Origin of the sequence: Pseudomonas fluorescens, assembly GCF_012974785.1 — a bacterium.
In the GTDB taxonomy this organism is placed as follows: Bacteria; Pseudomonadota; Gammaproteobacteria; order Pseudomonadales; family Pseudomonadaceae; genus Aquipseudomonas; species Aquipseudomonas fluorescens_BT.
Genome location: NZ_CP027561.1, coordinates 3,811,199 through 3,827,681, shown reverse-complemented (window position 1 = coordinate 3,827,681; position 16,483 = coordinate 3,811,199). Strand labels below are relative to the sequence as shown.

Below are 16,483 nucleotides of genomic sequence, written 5' to 3'. Positions count from 1 at the left end.
GATTTCCCCCATGCATGCATTGATTGTTGTAGACCATGATGATCCCCGCTCGCTGACCCATGGGCTGGCGCATCAGATTGCCAAAGGCCTGTCGGAGAGTGATTCGTCCAACACCTTCGAAATCGCTGACCTGCACGCCGAGGCATTCGATCCGCGTTTCGGTGTGGCCGACTGGGCCGTGCACCACCGCGAGTCCGCACCGCCGGCAGACGTTCTGGCCGAGCAGGTGCGAATCGATCGCGCCGATGCGCTGGTGCTGGTCTATCCGGTTTTCTGGTGGTCGATGCCGGCGCTGCTCAAAGGCTGGATCGACCGGGTGTTCAGCAATGGCTGGGCGTTTGATTTCGACGGCGATTCGACCCTGAAAAAACTCGGACGACTGCGTGTGCAGTTGGTCGCACTCGGCGGGGCGGATGCACGTACTTACGAACGCCACGGCTACGGCGCGGCGATGAAGGCGCAGATCGATCACGGCATCTTCGATTACTGCGGTGCAACGGTGACGGGCTCGGCGTTGTTGCTGGAGTCCGAGTCGGGCGATCCTGCGATCCAGCTGCAGGCAGCGCGCGAACTCGGACAAGGGCTGTTTCGCTGAAGCTCTTTGCGAACGGTTTCAGCGAGTGCCCGGCCAGCCGGCTTTTTCGAGAGTGGCGAGCAGGGTGGCGGCATCCAGCCCCGGCACCGAATGCCCGTTACCTTCGGTGCTGTCGCTGGCCAGCAAGGCGTTGATGATCGCCTCTTCAACGGCCTCGGTCGCCGCCAGAAACAGCTCGCTGATGTGGTCGTTGTTGACCATCCGCAAGCCGTCGCAGGTTGGCGCGCCTTTGCCCTCGTAGGCGGCGGGCGGGATGTGGCCGTTGCCAGTGGCGAAGGCGAGGAAGATGTCACCGCTGTGGTCTTCGTTGCCACCGCCGGTACGCGCCAGACCGAGACTGGCCCGTTGTGCCAGCCGCGTGCATTGATGCGGCAGCAACGGTGCATCGGTGGCCAGGCACACCACGATCGAACCCATGCCCGGGTGCGGCAGCGAAGCGCGCAGGAACGGCGAATCCACCTGTTCCATGTAACGCCCGACCGGGTAGCCATCGACCCGCAGTTCGCTGCGAATCCCATGGTTGGCCTGGACGATGGCGCCCACCGTCCAGCCGCCCTGAGCCTTGCTCAAGCGGCGCGACGCGGTGCCGATCCCACCCTTGAATTCATGGCAGATCATGCCGCTGCCACCGCCCACTGCGCCTTCCTGCACCGGGCCGTCAACGGCATTGCTCATCGCCTCGGCCACGTGCCCGGGCTTCACGTGAAAGCCGTTGATGTCGTTGAGCAATCCATCGAAGGTCTCCAGCACCACGGGCATGTTCCAGTAGAGACGACCGTCGTCCGGTTGCTGCGCTCGATCCAATTCGATCAAGGCGTCGCGTACTACGCCGAGGCTATGGGTGTTGGTGAAGGCGATCGGACTGGTCAGCAGGCCGGCTTCGCGAATCCATTCCAGCCCCGTCGCATCACCGTTGCCGTTGAGTACGTGAACGCCGGCAAAACACGGTTGCGCATTGGTCGATCCGGCGCGAGGTTCGATCAGGGTGACGCCGCTGCAGACATCACGACCGCTGGCGCTGCGGCCGCGCACATTGCTGTGGCCGACCCGCACGCCGGGTACGTCGGTGATGGCGTTGAGCGGGCCGGGCTGCAGTTGGCCGATGCGGATGTGGAGATCGCGGGCTCTTGGTTTCATGGTGTTTTCTTCTCTGTTCAATGTTGATTATTGGCCGTTCTTGACCTTGCTCCAGACCCGCGTGCGTACCCGCTCGGTGGCTTTGGGCAGGGGCTCGAGGGTGAACAGCGTGGTCATCGCCGTGGCCGACGGATACACCGCCGGGTTGTCGCGGGTGGCTTCGCCGACCAGCGCGGTGGCGGCCCGATTGCCGTTGGGGTAAGACAGGTGATCGCTGACCGGCGCAATCACCTCGGGCCGCAGCAGGTAGTCGATGAACGCCAGGCCCTGGGTCGGATGCGGTGCGTCCTTGAGCAGCACCAGCGTGTCGAACCACACCGGCGCGCCTTCCTTCGGCAGGCTGTACTGGATCTTCACGCCGTTGCCGGCCTGCTCGGCGTTGGTCTTGGCTTCGAGCATCGCACCGGACCAGCCGACTGCCACGCAGATGTTGCCGTTGGACAGATCACTGATGAATTTGGAGGAATTGAAGTAGGCGATGTGCGGGCGCAGTTTCAGCAGCAGCGCTTCGGCTTTCTGATAGTCCTCGGCGTTGGTGCTGTTGGGCGGCAGGCCGAGATAGTGCAACGCAACCGGGAGCATTTCCGATGGCGAGTCAAGCATCGCCACGCCGCACTCGCCGAGCTTGGCGAGGTTCTCTTCCTTGAACACCAGATCCCAGGAGTCCACCGGGGCCTTGTCGCCCAGCGCGGCGCGCACCTTGTCGACGTTGTAGCCGATGCCGTTGGTGCCCCACAGATACGGCACGGCGTACTGGTTGCCGGGGTCGTTGTTGGCCAGTTTGCGCAGCAGATCGTTGTCGAGGTTCTTCCAGCCCGGCAGTTGATCGCGGGGCAGCGGAGCGAGGGCGCCGGCCTTGATCAGGGTCGGCAGGCTGAAGTTGCTCGCCACCACCACGTCGTAGCCGCTGCGGCTGGTCATCAGTTTGCCTTCCAGCACTTCGGCGCTGTCGAAGGTGTCGTAGACCGGTTCGATACCGCTGTCACGCTTGAAGTCATGCAGGGTGTTCGGGCCGATGTAGTCGTACCAGTTGTAGACATGCACGCTCGGCGCATCGGCCGCCTGCGCGCTCAGTGCTGCGGACAAAACGCCCATCAGACCCAGGTTGATATACCCACGATGACTATGCATGATGCGGCACTCCTGGCCTGTTGGCAGGCCGGTGATGAACAGGAGTGGTCAGCCTATCGGGCGGGCTGCGCCACACCCATTCCCATCATGGGTTACTCGAAAGGGGTAGTGCGTGGACGCGTTGCTGCAGGAATTGCCGGTGCATCAGAGTCTGTCGCGAGTGTTCGCCACGGTGGGGCAGGACGGTTTCTGGCGGGCGCTGGTCGATACGCTGCGATTGCTGGTGCCGCTGGACAATGCGCTGGTGGCGGTGATGCAGGCGGGGCGGCCGCCGCAGTTGCTGATCGACTTCGACAGTCAGGGCCGTGCCGACGAGCAGGAAGAACTGGCCGGTTACTGTGCTGGCATGTACCTGCTTGATCCCTTCTACCAGGCCGCTGTCTCCGGGATCGCCGACGGTTTGCACAGCCTCGCGTCCGTGGCGCCGGACCAGTTTCTGCACAGCGAGTACTACCTGAGCTACTTCCGTTCTGTGGTCGGCGCGGATGAACTGCAATTTCTGGTCAACACCGATGACGGTGTGCTCGGCTTGTCGATGGGCCGGGCGACGGCGTTCGGTTTGCAGGAGCAGGGGCGTCTGCTCTGCGTGCGGGACTGGGTGCTGTCAGCAATGCGTCGGCATGTGCAGTTGATGCCGCCGCAAGGCGCAGTCGTTGAGGCGCCGGTCGGAGATCTGGCCGCATTGCTGGATCGTTTCGACGCCCGCCTGACCGTGCGCGAAATCGATACGGCGCGCCTGATTCTTCAGGGCTTTTCCAGCAAGGCCATCGCCCAGCGCATGAACATATCGCCGGAGACCGTGAAGGTGCATCGGCGCAATCTCTATCACAAGCTCAATGTCACCGGGCATGGCGAATTGTTTGCGCTGGTGTTGCGGCCGCGCTGAGCAGGTCAGCCGATCTGCTTGAACAGCAGCGCCTTCAGGCCGCTTTCAGGATCGACGTCGGGAAACTCCGGCGGATTTTCCAGCCGCTGCTCGAAACGCAGGCTCGGCGCCTCCTGGGTCACGCCGTCGATCAGGAAATCCGAACCGAACGAAGGATCGTTCATGCACGCCAGCACCGTGCCCTGTGCCGTCAGCAGTTCCGGCAGGCGGCGCAGTACGCGCTGGTAATCCTTGGTCAGCAGAAAACTGCCTTTCTGGAACGACGGCGGGTCGATGATCACCAGATCGTACGGGCCGCTGTTGATCACCTTGCCCCAGGATTTGAACAGGTCGTGGCCGAGGAAACTGACCTTGCTCAGGTCATGCCCGTTCAGGCGGTGATTGTCGCGGCCCCGGCTCAGCGCGGCGCGGGACATGTCGAGGTTGACCACATGGCTGGCGCCGCCCTCGATAGCCGCCACCGAAAAACCGCAGGTGTAGGCGAACAGGTTCAGCACCCGTTTGCCCGCCGCTTGTTCGCGCACCCAGTTGCGCCCGTAGCGCATGTCGAGGAACAGCCCGGCGTTCTGCTTGCGGCCCAGATCCACGCGGTATTTCAGCCCGCCCTCGACGATGGTCATCTCATCGATCTCTTCCCCCAGCAGCCATTCGGCAGTGCTTTGCGGCAGGTATCGGTGCTGAATCAGCAGGGTGTGGGCGCCGGACTGCTGCCATGGCGCCGAGCCGGTGATTTCCAGCAGCAGGCGCTTGAGGTCTTCCAGCTGCGAAGCCTCGGGTTCCTTGAACAGCGACACCAGCACCACGCCTTGCAGCCAGTCCACGGTGACCTGTTCCAGCCCCGGCCAGCAACGCCCGCGCCCGTGGAACAGACGCCGGGTTTCGGCCGGTGCCGAAGTCAGTGCGGTGAGCAGGTGGGCGTGGAGAACGGCGAGGGCTTGAGGGTTCATCAATCGGAATCGGCCAGCAAAAGGGCGGGCATTTTAACCACAAATGCGCCATGGCGATGGTCCGCCGACCGACGTTATCGAAAAGACCTGTATCAAAAATGAATTTATGTACGAGGCGCCGCTCATACCAGATAAGCAGCGGGATCATGCCGCTAAATCGTTCATGCAATTCGGGGAGTGCCAGTTCATGTGTCCAATTCCGACGTCGAGCGCGCACCTTCCTGGCGGGTTGATTCTGGTAGTGGAAGACGATCCGTTGATTCTGGAGTTTCTGTGCGAAATTCTTCAGGAGGAAGGTTTCAAGGTCGAGCCGCAGACCAGTGCCGATGCGGCGTCGCTATACCTGGAAAAGCACGCGCCGGAAGTCGCGCTGCTGCTCACCGACATCACCATGCCCGGCACCCTCAATGGGGCGGACCTGGCCAATCTGGTGGGCGAACGCTGGCCGGAAAAACCGGTGATGGTCATGTCCGGTTATGAAACGCCGGAGACCTCCGGCGTCCGCCATCCGGTGGCGTTCATCAAGAAGCCCTGGGCCATCGGCCAGTTGCTCGATTGTGTGGACGACGCGTTCAAATCCAAGGCACCGCGTTTGCACTGAGGCCAGCGGCAAATGCTACATTGCCGGGCACATTTGCCCGGCTCTGCCTAAGGATGCGATCCCTTGTCCGCTCAAGATGCTGTTTTCAATCGCGCGTTCGGCGCGTTCCTGTTCGACATGGACGGCACCGTCCTCAACTCCATCGCCGCCGCCGAGCGGATCTGGGCTGCCTGGGCCGAGCGTCATGGCGTGGATGTCGAAACGTTCCTGCCGACCATCCATGGCGTGCGCGCCATCGATACCATCACGCGTCTGAACTTGCCGGGCGTGGACGCCGAGGCGCAAGCGGCGTTCATCACCGAAGCGGAAATCGAAGACGTTGAAGGCATTGTCGAGATTCCTGGTGCGGCGGCGTTTCTCAAGTCGTTGCCGGCAAATCAGTGGGCCATGGTGACTTCGGCGCCACGGGATCTGGCGTTGCGGCGGATGGCGGCGGCGGGGATTCCCGAGCCTGCGGTGATGATCACGGCCGAAGACGTGAGCGCCGGCAAACCTGATCCGGCCGGTTACCGCCTGGCTGCCAGGCGTCTGGGGCTGGACCCGGTCGATTGCCTGATATTCGAAGATGCGACCGTCGGTATTCAGGCGGCTGAAGCGGCGGGTGCGCCGTTGATGATCATTACCGCCACTCACCAGCATCCGGTCGAGACGCGGCACGCGACCATCGCCAGTTACTGCGACGTTACGCTGAGCATCGACAGCGACGGCCAGTTGCGTCTGCAACCTCAGTAAACCCCCGGCAACAACCGCCAGCTGCGTGCGCAATAGGCATCGTATTCGGCGCCGAACCGGGCGCGCAGCAGGGCCTCTTCTGAGTGGATACGGGCAATCAGCGGGATCAGGGTCAGCGCTGCCAGCAGGATCCCGACCACCGACCGAAACGCCAACGCCCAGCCTAAAGCATTGACGACCAGCCCCAGATAGCTGGGATTGCGCAGGTGCGTGTAGATGCCATCGGTGACCAGACGATGCCCCGGCTGAATCGCCACCAGGCCGCTGAACCGATGCCCCAGCACAAACACCGGCCACAACCGCAACGCACCGCCGGCAATGAACAGCAACGCTCCCAGCCAGCGGGTGCCTTCGCGACCAATGGTCCAGAAACCGATGCGGTCGCAGTAAGCCGGCAGAAACGCACTGACCAGACCGATCACGCCGAACGCCGGGATCACCCAGCGATTGGCCCGGTCTTCACGTTCACCGGAGCTCAGGTTCACTTCGCTGAACAACGACACCACCACCATCACCAACGTCGCCAGGGTCACGACCACCAAGGCCCCGTGGGAAAAGAACACCGCCACGCCACCGATGCCCCACATCGCCAGACCCAGATAGGCAAGGGTGGCAAGCACCGCGACGACGGTCATTTGCGCTGACATTTTCATAGGCACCTCACGGCTGATCCGTTCAGTGTAGATCCCGGCACGATCCCCGGCGTTCAACGTTGGGGGCGGGGTGAACTACGCTTCAGGCAGGGACGTTCACCTTGCATTCGTCCACGCTCCGGCGCAGCGGTCGTCCGGACGTGACCTCAACAGGAGCCCGCCATGTTGCACATCCGCACGCCGTTGATCCTCCATCCGACCCTGTCGACCACTTCCCGGCGTATCTGGCTGAAACTGGAAAACCTGCAACCCAGCGGCTCCTTCAAGCTGCGGGGCATGGGGTTGTTGTGCAGTCAGGCGGCGGCGCAGGGCAAGCGCAAAGTCGTCTGTCCGTCCGGCGGCAATGCCGGCCTCGCCACGGCGGTGGCGGCGGCCAGCCTGGGTCTGCAAGCCTGCATCGTGGTGCCGCACACCACCCCGGAAGCGACCCGCGCGCGCATCCGTCGCACCGGCGCCGAAGTCATTGTGCATGGCAAGGTCTGGGACGAGGCCAACCAGCGCGCCCGTGAATTGGCCGGTGCGACGGACACCGAATATGTTCCGGCCTTCGACCACCCGGTGTTGTGGCAAGGGCACAGCACGATGATCGATGAAATCCTCGAAGACTGCCCGCAGGTCGACACGGTGGTCACTTCTGTGGGCGGCGGGGGATTGCTGGCAGGGATCCTTACCGGACTGCTGCGCCATGACCGGCGTGACTGCCGGATCATCGCCTGCGAAACCCGCGGCGCCGCCTCGTTTGCCGCCGCCGTCGAGGCCGGCCACCCGGTGCGCCTGAGCAAGATCGACACCGTCGCCACCTCCCTGGGGGCCGCTCAGGTAGCGGATTGGCCGGTGCAGCACATCGGCGAGTTCGATCACGAATGCCTGGTGCTGTCCGATGACGACGCGATCATGGGCGTGGTGCGTTACGCCAGTGATTTGCGGCAACTGGTGGAGCCGGCGTGCGGGGTGTCGCTGGCGGTGGCCTACCTCGATCACCCGGCGTTGGCGGAGGCTCGTGATGTGGTGATTGTGGTGTGTGGCGGGGTGAGTATCAGTGCGCAGTTGGTGGCGGGGTGGGCGCGTTTCGGGATTTGAATGCTCGGATTTCTGCGTCGACCGCTTTCCCTCACCCCAGCCCTCTCCCGGAGGGAGAGGGGGCCGACCGAGGTGTATTGAGGGATACATCGACCTGAAAAACCGAGTCGATTATGGATTCACTGCAGATCTTTCAGGTCGATGTATTACGGCAATATCCCCCAATCAGTTCCCTCTCCCTCTGGGAGAGGGCTAGGGTGAGGGCGCTTTCCGGATCAGGACCGCGATCTCAAATCCTCTGCGATCCTGACAATCTGCTCCAACACATCCCCCATCTGCCGAATCACCTCCAGATTACTGAACCGCACCACCTCAATCCCAAGCCGCTGAAGATAGAGCGTACGCCGCCGATCATGAACCTCTCCCGCTTCCTCATAGTGCTGCCCCCCATCCAGCTCCACCGCCAACCTCAACTCTACGCAATAAAAATCCAGCACAAACGGTGGGATCGGCACCTGCCGCCGAAACTTCAGTCCCGCCACCTGCCGCGCACGCAGCCGTTGCCGGAGCATCTGCTCGCAATCGGTCTGGCTGGCGCGTAAACGGCGGGCGAACCGGCGTTGGTCGAGGGTAGGGCGATTTTGCATGCTTCACGTCCTTGTGAAGTGGGATGGAAAATTCACTGTAGACCGGACAAACCGTCAGTGCCGGATCAACCTGATTATGGATTCACACTAGATTTTTCAGGTCGCTGCATCACGTCAATATCCCCCGATCAGTTCCCTCTCCCTCGGGGAGAGGGTTAGGGTGAGGGGCCAGCAGATTATCTGGCGCCCGAGATGTCCGGCCCCGTCAGCATCGTCCTGAATGTCTCCACCAACGGCCGCAAATTGACCCGGTGCCACGCCGCCCACAACGGCGTGGTAAACGCCAGCCACGGCACTTCCCGCAACACCACACCTGGCGGCGCGTTGTGGCTCAGGCCTTTCTGGATCATGGCAATCCCCAGCCCCGAAGCGACCAGCCCCAGCGCGGTGAACGGCTCGGTCGCCTGCATCCGCACATCCGGGGTGAAGCCAGCGCGCAGGCAGGCGCTCAGGAAGTCGTCGCGCGCCTCCTGGCGCGGTTGCACGCCGATCCACTCCTGAGTGGCCAGATCCTGCGGGGTCAGCGATGCCTGTGCGGCCAGTGGATGCTGCTCCGGCAGCGCCAGCAGCATCGGGTCGTCCAGCACCTGAAAGCCCAGCAAGTCAGGATCGTCGGTCGTCGGCGGTTCGCTGACCAGGGCGATATCGAGGCTACGCTGACGCAGCCCTTCGAGCTGTTCGGCGGAGTTGAGGTTGTACAGCGCGACATGCACATTCGGTCGATCCACCCGCAGCACGCGCAAGGCGTTGGGCAGGACGCCCGCGTGCATGGCGTTCTCGATGTAGCCGATGCACAGGCCACCTTCCTCGCCACGGCCCAGGCGTTTGCCGAGGGATTCGAGGCGATTGGCGTGGGTCAGCAGGGCGCGGGTTTCGGCGAGAAACGTCTGGCCGTCACGGGTCAGGCGGATACGTTGCTGGCTACGTTCGAACAGGGTCAGGCCCAGGCGTTCTTCAAGCTGGGCGATCTGCCGGCTCAGGGGCGACTGGGAAATGTGCAGGCGCTCGGCGGCGCGGCCGACGTGTTCTTCCTCGGCGACGGCGACGAAGTAACGCAATTGGCGGATGTCGATCATGTCAGACCTTAAAGGACTCAAGTGCTGCGGATTATGTCTTGGACGGTCTGAGTGGCGCAATCTAGGATCTGCTCAACGGTCAACCACGACCCAGACACTACGAGGAAATCCCCAATGAGTTTGAATGACAAACTGCCCGGCCAACTGGGCTTCGGCACCGCGCCACTGGGCAACATGTTCCGTGCCATCCCCGAGGAAGAAGCCCAGGCCACCGTGCATGCGGCGTGGGATGCCGGCGTGCGTTATTTCGATACCGCGCCGTTCTACGGCTCGGGCCTGTCGGAAATACGCCTCGGCGAAGCACTGTCCCGCTACAAGCGCGACGACTATGTGCTCAGCACCAAGGTCGGCCGGGTGATTCTCGACGAAGTCGAAGACGCCGCCGCCCGTGATCTGGGCGAAAAGAGCGGGGTGTTCGAACACGGCCGCCCGAACAAGATCGTCAACGACTACAGCGCCGATGCCACCTTGCGCTCGATCGAAGACAGCCTAGAACGCCTGAAAACCGATCGCCTGGACATCGTCTGGGTCCACGACATCGCTCAGGATTTCTACGGTGACCAATGGCTGGAGTATTTCAATCAGGCCCGTACCGGCGCCTTCAAAGTCCTCACCCGCCTGCGTGAAGAAGGCGTGATCAAGGGCTGGGGGCTGGGCGTGAACAAGGTCGAACCCTGCGAATTGACCCTTGATCTGACCGAGGCGCAGCCCGACGGCTTTCTACTGGCCGGCCGCTACACTCTTCTCGACCACGAGCGGGCCCTGCAACGCCTGATGGATTCGGCGCGGGCGCAGAACGTTGAAATCGTCGTCGGCGGCCCTTATAGCTCGGGGATTCTGGCCGGTGGCGCGCACTTCGAATACCAGAAGGCCAGCCCTGAGATCGTTGCCAGGGTCGAGCAGATCAAACGTATCGCGGCGGCCCATGGTGTGGATGTAAAAGCGGCGGCGCTGCAATTCTCCCTGGCCAATCCGGCGGTGGCAGCGGTGATTCCCGGCGCGAGCAAACCCGGGCGGATCGCCGAGGACGTGGCGGCGCTGTCAGCGGTAATTCCTGCCGGTTTCTGGCAGGCCATGCGAGAAGCGAAACTGGTGTCCGAACGTGCACCATTACCTATTGATGAGGTGAAAGCATGAAGATCGATCTGAGCGGAAAACTGGCGATTGTCAGCGGCAGTACGGCGGGCATCGGTTTGGGCATCAGCCAGTCGCTGGCCGAGGCGGGCGCCACGGTGGTGGTGATCGGTCGCGACGCGGCCAAGGTCGAACAGGCGCTGGCAAGCATTCGAGACAAGGTGCCGGGCGCGCAACTGCGCGGTCTGACGGCGGATCTGGGCACGGCCGACGGCGCGCAGAAACTGTTCGCCGCCGAACCGAAAGCCGACATCCTGGTGAACAACCTCGGCATCTACAACGCCGTGGATTTCTTCGACGCGCCGGACGATGAGTGGACGCGCTTCTATGAAATCAACGTGATCTCCGGCGTGCGTCTGTCGCGGCATTACGTACCGGCGATGGTCGAGCAGGGCTGGGGCCGGGTGATCTTCCTGTCCTCGGAATCCGGCGTGGCCACCCCGGCGGACATGATCAACTACGGCGTGACCAAAAGCGCCAACCTGGCGGTATCCCATGGTCTGGCCAAACGGCTGGCCGGCACTGGCGTCACGGTCAATGCAATCCTGCCGGGGCCGACCTTCACCGACGGCGTCGAAGAGATGCTCAAGGATGCCGCCGCCGAGTCCGGCCGCAGCCTGCGGGACGAAGCCGACGCCTTTGTGCGCCGGGCCCGTCCGAGCTCGATCATCCAGCGCGTGGCGGATGTCGAAGAGGTCGCGCACCTGGTCACCTACATCGCATCACCGCTGTCCTCTGCCACCACCGGCGCCGCGTTGCGGGTCGACGGCGGCGTGGTCGACAGCCTGACTATCTGAATTTATCGAGAGAGACTTTTTATTTATGGCAACAGCATCAGCAACGATCGACATCCCGGCTTCGGCCGATCAGGTCTGGCAATTGATTGGCGGCTTCAACACCCTGCCGGACTGGCTGCCGTTCATTCCCAACAGCGAACTGAGCGAAGGCGGGCGTGTGCGCACCCTGCAAACCGCTGACGGCGCGGTGGTGGTCGAGCGCCTGGAGACGTTCGATAACGCGGGCAAAACCTACAGTTATTCGATTCTGCAGGCACCGTTTCCGGCCACCGATTATCTGGCGACGATTCGCGTCGAAGCTCAGGGGCAGGGCGCGAAGGTGACGTGGTCGGGACGCTTCACCGCCCAGGGCGTAAGCGATGAGGAAGTGGTGGCGCTGTTCAGCGGCATCTATCAGGGTGGACTCGAGGCGCTACGCGCGAATTACCCAGCCTGAGTTAGATCGCTGATCGTTCCCATGCAGAGCGTGGGAACGATCGCTTTCACGACTGTGAAATCAGCCTCTGCCGGCAATCCAGCACCAGTTTCGCCCCGCCCAGATCGCTGTGACCCACCTCAAGACTGAACCCGTGCAGGCTGACAATCGCCGCGACGATCGACAGCCCCAGCCCGAAACCGCTTTGCGGTTGCCCACCCTCTGCTCGATAGAAGCGCTGGAACACCGCTTCGCGTTCCGACTCGGGAATACCGGGGCCGGAGTCGTGCACTTCGATCCGTGTATGCCCCGCATCATTCACCCCACGCAAAATTACCGTGCCTCCTGGCGGGGTGAACTTGATCGAGTTGCTCAACAGGTTGGCCAAGGCTTCAAACAACAGCGCCCGGTCACCGTTCAGCTGCGGCAGGGTTTCCGGCATGTTCAGTTTGAAATGCAGTTCGTCTTCCTCGGCCAGCGGCAGATAAAACTCATGCAGTTCCTGCAACAGCCGCACCGGATCGAGCTCGACGAATCCCGAACGCCGCTGGCGATCTTCCAGTTCGGAAATCCTCAGCAAACCCCGAAAGCGCGCCATCAGCGTATCCGCTTCGGCCAGCACCAGATCCAGTTGCGCGGCCTCCGGCGAGCCTTCGCCGGCCTGCTGCTGCATGCGATACAACTGCGCCCGCAGGCGGGTCAGCGGGGTGCGCAGGTCGTGGGCGATGTTGTCGCACACACCTTTGACTTCATTCATCAAGCGCTCGATGCGATCGAGCATGGCGTTGACGATGGCGGCGAGCATGTCCAGTTCGTCACGGCGATTGGACACGGGCAAGCGGTGAGTCAGGTCGCCGGCGACGATCGATTGGGCACTGGCCTGAATCGCGCGGATGCGTCGCAACGGCCGACGACGCAGCAAATGCCAGCCGATGACCCCCGGCACGATCGTCAGCGAAACACCCCAGAGCAGTGCGCGCAGAATGATCCGGGTCACGGCGAACAGCGAGCCGTTGTCGCGCACCAGTACCAGCCAGCGACCGTCGCGGGTCGGGGTGGCGACCGCATCGCAGCTGTCGGCGGGCAGGGTCGGGTCGTCGGATTCGGAGCAGTCGCGCAATTCGTGGATCTTGCCGTCCAGCGGCAGGCCGGCAGGCATCTGCTGCAAGGCCCCGCCGAGGTAGGTGTGGTCGGCGGCGAACAGGCCGTAGGCATCGATGCCGCGAATATCGAACGTCATGCTGGCGGCGAGTGCGTCTTCCAGCTGGTCGCCACGAAAGTGCGAGAACAGATGCTGACGCTGCATCAGCGAATGCTTGGCCAGGTTGTCGAGGTAACCGGAGACCTCGAAATACATGACCCCCATGAGGATCCCGCTCCAGGCCACGAACAACGAACTGTAAAGCGCCAGCAACCGGCTGCTGGAGGAGCGCCAGCCGTCAGACGGGTTCGGCAATGACATAACCCGAGCCTCGCACCGTGCGGATCAGCGGGACGTTGCCCGGCGGGTCGATCTTTTTGCGCAGACGGCCGATGTGCACGTCGATCAGGTTGGTGCCGGGATCGAAGTGATAACCCCAGACCTCCTCGAAAATCATCATCCGCGACAGGATCTGGCCGCTGTTGCGCATCAGAAATTCCAGCAGTTTGTACTCGGTCGGCAGCAGCGTCAGCACCTGCTCGGCGCGGCTCGCTTCGTGGCTGATCAGGTCCAGTTCCAGGTCCGCCACACGCAGGGTGGTGGGCTGGGCGCCACCGTTGTTCTGCCGGCGCAGCAATACTTCGACCCGGGCGGCCATCTCGTCGGTGGCGAAGGGTTTGGTCAGGTAATCGTCACCGCCGGCGCGCAGCCCGCGCACGCGTTCGTCGACATCGGACAGGGCACTGATCATCAGGATCGGCGTGGACACACCCATGGTGCGCAGGGTCGTGACGATGGCGAGGCCATCGAGTTCGGGCAGCATGCGGTCGAGGGTGATCAGGTCGTAATTGCCGCTGACGGCGCGGTCAAGGCCTTCGCGGCCATTGTCGACCCAATCCACGTCAAGGCCGTGGCTGCTCAGTTCGGCGACGATTTCCCGGGCGGTCACGGCGTCGTCTTCAATGGTCAAGATGCGAGTCATGGGAGGCCTGCTGATCGGTTCAAACGGAATGGCACCATTTTGCCAAGATTTTGCAGTAACGCTTTAAATTAACTTTCATGTTTTAACCGCCATTGGCAGCGGCTGCCGAATTATTTTCCGAAACGTTGATATCATCTGGCCATATTTCAACGGAGTGATGACGTGAGCAAGTTGATTCGCGGTGGCTGGAGGCCGGTGGCTGGCATGTTGCTGATGTTGTTGAGTACGTTGACATGGGCGGCCAACACGCCCTGTTCCGGCAAGAAGGGCGGGATCGATCGCTGCGACGGTGATTTGTTTCTGTGCAATGACGGCTCCATCAGCGGCTCGAAAAAGAGTTGCGCCGCGATGTTCGGGATTCGTGAACAGGCGCAGCCGCAGCGGTTCCTGCAAAGCGATGATGGCTGTGATTGCGGCACCGGTTCGTTCTGCACCGGCCCTCGCGGTGGCGTGTATTGCCTGACGCCTGGTGGCAAGAAGAGCTACAAGCGCAAATGACCGGTTTTTGTGCCAATGCATAAAACCCGCTGTTATCGGGTATTTGTTGCAATTTGCATGGTCATGGGAAGTTCAGTCTTTTTAACCTGTTGAAATTGTTGAGTTTATTAAATTCTGGCGACTGGCACGGTCACTGCAATTCATCTGATGACGAGTTGTAACACCTTTTTTCATGCCGGGAGCAGAACAACAATGAATAGATCTTCAGATGGGTTTTATCCTGCCTTTGAAGGCGAGTCGGACAACGTCTCAGGGGTGTCCTGGGGCGCGATCTTCGCTGGGGCCGCGGCGGCTGCGGCGCTGTCGCTGATTCTCGTGCTGCTCGGCTTCGGTCTGGGTTTTTCCGCTGTTTCACCGTGGGCCGGGGAGGGCGTCAGCGCCAAGGGCCTGGGCATTTCAACGATCGTCTGGCTGGCCGCCACGCAAATCATTGCTTCAGGACTCGGTGGCTACATCGCCGGTCGCCTGCGGGTGAAGTGGGCGAACATGCACGGCGACGAGGTGTACTTTCGCGACACTGCCCACGGCTTTCTCGCCTGGTGCGTGGCCACACTGGTCACCGCAACCCTGGTGGTCGGTTCGGTCAGCAGCATTGTCAGCGGTGGCGTGCAGGCCGGTGCGAGTGTTGCCGGTGGAGCGGCCAGCGCCATGACCCAGGCCGCCGGCACTGCCGCAGCCAACACCAACAGCGACCAGTACGGTTACTTCGTCGACAGTCTGTTCCGTGATGACCGTCCTGCCGCCGTCAGTGACGAAGCCGCTCGCGGCACCGTGACCCGGATCTTCGCCCAGAGCCTGGCCAACGGTCAGCTCAGCCCCGAGGATCGCACCTACCTTGCGCAACTGGTCGCTCAGCGAACCAACCTGACTCAGGCCGACGCCGAACGTCGCGTGGACGAAATCTACGCCCGTACGCAAAAAGCCATCGCCGACGCCAAGGTCAAAGCACAGCAAGCGGCTGACACCGCCGCCAAAGTCGCTGCCTGGACTTCGCTGTGGATGTTCATCGCGCTGCTGGCCGGTGCGTTCTTTGCCAGTCTGTCGGCCACCTTCGGCGGTCGCCGCCGGGATGCGGTGGAGTACGTCGAAGTCGAAACCTACACCACGACCACTGTTCCCCCAGTCCGTTAATCAAGGAGCATCATCATGCGCTCACTTCTGCTGTTTTTCCTCGGCGTGCCAATCCCGATCATCATCCTGATCGCCCTGTTCGTGCACTGATCCCTCTGGGGCTTTTGCCTCGGCCGCTTCCACCTTCGGGTTGAAGCGGCTTTTTGCTTTCCAGAGAGCCAGCAGCCAGAATCGACGCCGGAAGCGGATCGGCCGCTTCAATTTCTGTTTAAGGATGAAGACGTTGGACAAGAAGGAAACCAAGCGGCAACTGGATGAAATGCTGGATGCCGGTCGTTCGAAGACCGAAACCTTCAAGGCGTTGTCGGGTGGGGCGGTCAAGGATCGAGTGTTGGCTTACTGGATCGGTTCGCGCATTGACCCGGCACTGCGACGGCAGCATGCGCGCAAGGTCACGATTCTGATTGTGTTATTCGGCATTCAGGCGTTGATCGGTGCCCTGATCGGATTTGCCCTGGGCTGGAACTCCAGTCTCGGGTTGGCTCTGGTGCTTACGCTGATCGGGGGCGCTATCCCTCTGCTGTTTGCGTGGGGTTTTTACAAGTACTCCGCGCAGACCTACACCGTTTTCGTGATCCTCTCGCTCAGCCAGTTTTCACGTCTGTTCAAGGACTACGCCGAAGATCCGGTGGCCACGCTGGTCAGCGCAGGCCTCACCCTGGCCCTGGTGTTTTATGTCGCGTGGCTGAAAACCAAGCTGTTCCCCGACCTCGGTTTCATCGGCTCGAAAAAGATCAAAGGGCAGTTTGTGTTTTCCAACTGATCGGCGGCAGAACCGTACAGTCATTTCCATGGCCTGGATCAATATTCCTCGGTGCGATATCCCCTACCGTGAAATTTCCAGGCCCTTGCCGCTGGATCGACTACATTGCTTGCGCGCACGTTGCTGCGCGAGCGGGATAAACCTGCCGGCCCGATAGAGAGATAACCCCCACGAGCCGGCGAGGTGTAGTGCAGCAA

Annotated in this window: 20 protein-coding genes; 11 read left to right on the top strand and 9 right to left on the bottom strand. The window is 62.1% G+C overall.

The features are described 5' to 3' along the window. Positions 1-10: 10 nt before the first annotated feature. Positions 11-595 (top strand): NAD(P)H-dependent oxidoreductase, encoded by a 585-nt coding sequence (locus C6Y56_RS17165; protein WP_169430895.1) that lies wholly within the window; start codon positions 11-13, stop codon positions 593-595. 18 nt (positions 596-613) lie between these two features. On the opposite strand, the gene C6Y56_RS17160 is transcribed toward C6Y56_RS17165, so the two are convergent. Then, positions 614-1,732: a P1 family peptidase gene (locus C6Y56_RS17160; protein ID WP_169430894.1), complete on the bottom strand. Its 1,119-nt coding sequence runs from the start codon at positions 1,730-1,732 to the stop codon at positions 614-616. Between the two features lie 27 nt (positions 1,733-1,759). Then, positions 1,760-2,863 carry a polyamine ABC transporter substrate-binding protein gene (locus tag C6Y56_RS17155; RefSeq protein WP_169430893.1) on the bottom strand — a complete coding sequence of 368 codons (1,104 nt, stop codon included), beginning with the start codon at positions 2,861-2,863 and terminating at the stop codon, positions 1,760-1,762. Between the two features lie 112 nt (positions 2,864-2,975). On the opposite strand from C6Y56_RS17155, the gene C6Y56_RS17150 reads away from it, so the two are divergent. Beyond that, on the top strand, positions 2,976-3,749 hold the full coding sequence (locus tag C6Y56_RS17150; RefSeq protein ID WP_169430892.1) for a helix-turn-helix transcriptional regulator: 774 nt from the start codon (positions 2,976-2,978) through the stop codon (positions 3,747-3,749). A gap of 5 nt (positions 3,750-3,754) precedes the next feature. Here the strand turns inward: C6Y56_RS17150 and C6Y56_RS17145 are convergent, their stop codons facing one another. After that, on the bottom strand, positions 3,755-4,696 hold the full coding sequence (locus C6Y56_RS17145) for a class I SAM-dependent methyltransferase (protein ID WP_169430891.1): 942 nt from the start codon (positions 4,694-4,696) through the stop codon (positions 3,755-3,757). A gap of 187 nt (positions 4,697-4,883) precedes the next feature. On the opposite strand from C6Y56_RS17145, the gene C6Y56_RS17140 reads away from it, so the two are divergent. Both C6Y56_RS17140 and C6Y56_RS17135 read left to right on the top strand, forming a co-directional pair. Then, on the top strand, positions 4,884-5,297 hold the full coding sequence (locus tag C6Y56_RS17140; RefSeq protein WP_169430890.1) for a response regulator: 414 nt from the start codon (positions 4,884-4,886) through the stop codon (positions 5,295-5,297). A gap of 63 nt (positions 5,298-5,360) precedes the next feature. Then, on the top strand, positions 5,361-6,029 hold the full coding sequence (locus C6Y56_RS17135) for an HAD family hydrolase (protein ID WP_169430889.1): 669 nt from the start codon (positions 5,361-5,363) through the stop codon (positions 6,027-6,029). On the opposite strand, the gene C6Y56_RS17130 is transcribed toward C6Y56_RS17135, so the two are convergent. Then, complete coding sequence (locus tag C6Y56_RS17130) at positions 6,023-6,682, bottom strand: methyltransferase family protein (RefSeq protein ID WP_169430888.1); 660 nt, start codon at positions 6,680-6,682, stop codon at positions 6,023-6,025. The two genes, C6Y56_RS17135 and C6Y56_RS17130, sit on opposite strands and share 7 nt — an antisense overlap. A 162-nt stretch (positions 6,683-6,844) precedes the next feature. Here C6Y56_RS17130 and C6Y56_RS17125 point away from each other — a divergent pair, with 162 nt between their 5' ends. After that, positions 6,845-7,762 carry a pyridoxal-phosphate dependent enzyme gene (locus tag C6Y56_RS17125; RefSeq protein ID WP_169430887.1) on the top strand — a complete coding sequence of 306 codons (918 nt, stop codon included), beginning with the start codon at positions 6,845-6,847 and terminating at the stop codon, positions 7,760-7,762. 215 nt (positions 7,763-7,977) lie between these two features. Here C6Y56_RS17125 and C6Y56_RS17120 read toward each other — a convergent pair whose 3' ends face one another. Both C6Y56_RS17120 and C6Y56_RS17115 read right to left on the bottom strand, forming a co-directional pair. Continuing rightward, positions 7,978-8,349: an endonuclease domain-containing protein gene (locus C6Y56_RS17120; RefSeq protein ID WP_169430886.1), complete on the bottom strand. Its 372-nt coding sequence runs from the start codon at positions 8,347-8,349 to the stop codon at positions 7,978-7,980. A gap of 176 nt (positions 8,350-8,525) precedes the next feature. After that, positions 8,526-9,425 carry a LysR substrate-binding domain-containing protein gene (locus tag C6Y56_RS17115; protein ID WP_169430885.1) on the bottom strand — a complete coding sequence of 300 codons (900 nt, stop codon included), beginning with the start codon at positions 9,423-9,425 and terminating at the stop codon, positions 8,526-8,528. A gap of 114 nt (positions 9,426-9,539) precedes the next feature. On the opposite strand from C6Y56_RS17115, the gene C6Y56_RS17110 reads away from it, so the two are divergent. Genes C6Y56_RS17110 through C6Y56_RS17100 form a run of 3 tightly spaced genes read left to right on the top strand, consistent with a single transcriptional unit; the run spans position 9,540 to position 11,792 of the window. After that, the gene (locus C6Y56_RS17110; RefSeq protein WP_169430884.1) at positions 9,540-10,562 is read left to right on the top strand and encodes an aldo/keto reductase; all 1,023 of its coding nucleotides are present in this window, start codon (positions 9,540-9,542) and stop codon (positions 10,560-10,562) included. Beyond that, positions 10,559-11,356 (top strand): SDR family NAD(P)-dependent oxidoreductase, encoded by a 798-nt coding sequence (locus C6Y56_RS17105; RefSeq protein ID WP_169430883.1) that lies wholly within the window; start codon positions 10,559-10,561, stop codon positions 11,354-11,356. The genes C6Y56_RS17110 and C6Y56_RS17105 overlap by 4 nt, the downstream gene beginning before the upstream one ends. 25 nt (positions 11,357-11,381) lie before the next feature. Then, positions 11,382-11,792, top strand: a complete 411-nt coding sequence (locus C6Y56_RS17100) for an SRPBCC family protein (protein ID WP_169430882.1) — start codon at positions 11,382-11,384, stop codon at positions 11,790-11,792. 46 nt (positions 11,793-11,838) lie between these two features. On the opposite strand, the gene C6Y56_RS17095 is transcribed toward C6Y56_RS17100, so the two are convergent. Then, complete coding sequence (locus tag C6Y56_RS17095) at positions 11,839-13,233, bottom strand: sensor histidine kinase (protein ID WP_169430881.1); 1,395 nt, start codon at positions 13,231-13,233, stop codon at positions 11,839-11,841. Continuing rightward, positions 13,211-13,894: a response regulator transcription factor gene (locus C6Y56_RS17090; protein ID WP_169430880.1), complete on the bottom strand. Its 684-nt coding sequence runs from the start codon at positions 13,892-13,894 to the stop codon at positions 13,211-13,213. Before C6Y56_RS17090 ends, C6Y56_RS17095 begins: the two co-directional genes overlap by 23 nt. 204 nt (positions 13,895-14,098) lie before the next feature. Between C6Y56_RS17090 and C6Y56_RS17085 the strand changes: the two genes are divergently transcribed. Together C6Y56_RS17085 and C6Y56_RS17080 are read left to right on the top strand one after the other, a co-directional pair. Further along, positions 14,099-14,392, top strand: coding sequence for a hypothetical protein (locus C6Y56_RS17085; RefSeq protein WP_169432667.1), 294 nt, complete (start codon positions 14,099-14,101; stop codon positions 14,390-14,392). A gap of 192 nt (positions 14,393-14,584) precedes the next feature. After that, positions 14,585-15,523 (top strand): hypothetical protein, encoded by a 939-nt coding sequence (locus tag C6Y56_RS17080; RefSeq protein WP_169430879.1) that lies wholly within the window; start codon positions 14,585-14,587, stop codon positions 15,521-15,523. A gap of 21 nt (positions 15,524-15,544) precedes the next feature. On the opposite strand, the gene C6Y56_RS17075 is transcribed toward C6Y56_RS17080, so the two are convergent. After that, on the bottom strand, positions 15,545-15,754 hold the full coding sequence (locus C6Y56_RS17075) for a hypothetical protein (RefSeq protein WP_169430878.1): 210 nt from the start codon (positions 15,752-15,754) through the stop codon (positions 15,545-15,547). Between C6Y56_RS17075 and C6Y56_RS17070 the strand changes: the two genes are divergently transcribed. Next, on the top strand, positions 15,747-16,286 hold the full coding sequence (locus C6Y56_RS17070) for a hypothetical protein (RefSeq protein WP_085732264.1): 540 nt from the start codon (positions 15,747-15,749) through the stop codon (positions 16,284-16,286). The genes C6Y56_RS17075 and C6Y56_RS17070 overlap by 8 nt on opposite strands. The last annotated feature ends 197 nt before the right edge of the window (positions 16,287-16,483 follow it).

What these genes read in the sequence shown, in the direction of transcription:
- C6Y56_RS17105 (WP_169430883.1), top strand. Translation starts at nt 10,559, where the DNA reads ATGAAGATCGATCTGAGCGGAAAACTGGCGATTGTCAGCGGCAGTACG.
- C6Y56_RS17085 (WP_169432667.1), top strand. Translation starts at nt 14,099, where the DNA reads ATGTTGCTGATGTTGTTGAGTACGTTGACATGGGCGGCCAACACGCCC.
- C6Y56_RS17110 (WP_169430884.1), top strand. Translation starts at nt 9,540, where the DNA reads ATGAGTTTGAATGACAAACTGCCCGGCCAACTGGGCTTCGGCACCGCG.
- C6Y56_RS17090 (WP_169430880.1), bottom strand. Translation starts at nt 13,894, where the DNA reads ATGACTCGCATCTTGACCATTGAAGACGACGCCGTGACCGCCCGGGAA.
- C6Y56_RS17160 (WP_169430894.1), bottom strand. Translation starts at nt 1,732, where the DNA reads ATGAAACCAAGAGCCCGCGATCTCCACATCCGCATCGGCCAACTGCAG.
- C6Y56_RS17115 (WP_169430885.1), bottom strand. Translation starts at nt 9,425, where the DNA reads ATGATCGACATCCGCCAATTGCGTTACTTCGTCGCCGTCGCCGAGGAA.
- C6Y56_RS17120 (WP_169430886.1), bottom strand. Translation starts at nt 8,349, where the DNA reads ATGCAAAATCGCCCTACCCTCGACCAACGCCGGTTCGCCCGCCGTTTA.
- C6Y56_RS17080 (WP_169430879.1), top strand. Translation starts at nt 14,585, where the DNA reads ATGAATAGATCTTCAGATGGGTTTTATCCTGCCTTTGAAGGCGAGTCG.
- C6Y56_RS17155 (WP_169430893.1), bottom strand. Translation starts at nt 2,863, where the DNA reads ATGCATAGTCATCGTGGGTATATCAACCTGGGTCTGATGGGCGTTTTG.
- C6Y56_RS17140 (WP_169430890.1), top strand. Translation starts at nt 4,884, where the DNA reads ATGTGTCCAATTCCGACGTCGAGCGCGCACCTTCCTGGCGGGTTGATT.
- C6Y56_RS17125 (WP_169430887.1), top strand. Translation starts at nt 6,845, where the DNA reads ATGTTGCACATCCGCACGCCGTTGATCCTCCATCCGACCCTGTCGACC.
- C6Y56_RS17145 (WP_169430891.1), bottom strand. Translation starts at nt 4,696, where the DNA reads ATGAACCCTCAAGCCCTCGCCGTTCTCCACGCCCACCTGCTCACCGCA.
- C6Y56_RS17130 (WP_169430888.1), bottom strand. Translation starts at nt 6,682, where the DNA reads ATGAAAATGTCAGCGCAAATGACCGTCGTCGCGGTGCTTGCCACCCTT.
- C6Y56_RS17165 (WP_169430895.1), top strand. Translation starts at nt 11, where the DNA reads ATGCATGCATTGATTGTTGTAGACCATGATGATCCCCGCTCGCTGACC.
- C6Y56_RS17100 (WP_169430882.1), top strand. Translation starts at nt 11,382, where the DNA reads ATGGCAACAGCATCAGCAACGATCGACATCCCGGCTTCGGCCGATCAG.
- C6Y56_RS17095 (WP_169430881.1), bottom strand. Translation starts at nt 13,233, where the DNA reads ATGTCATTGCCGAACCCGTCTGACGGCTGGCGCTCCTCCAGCAGCCGG.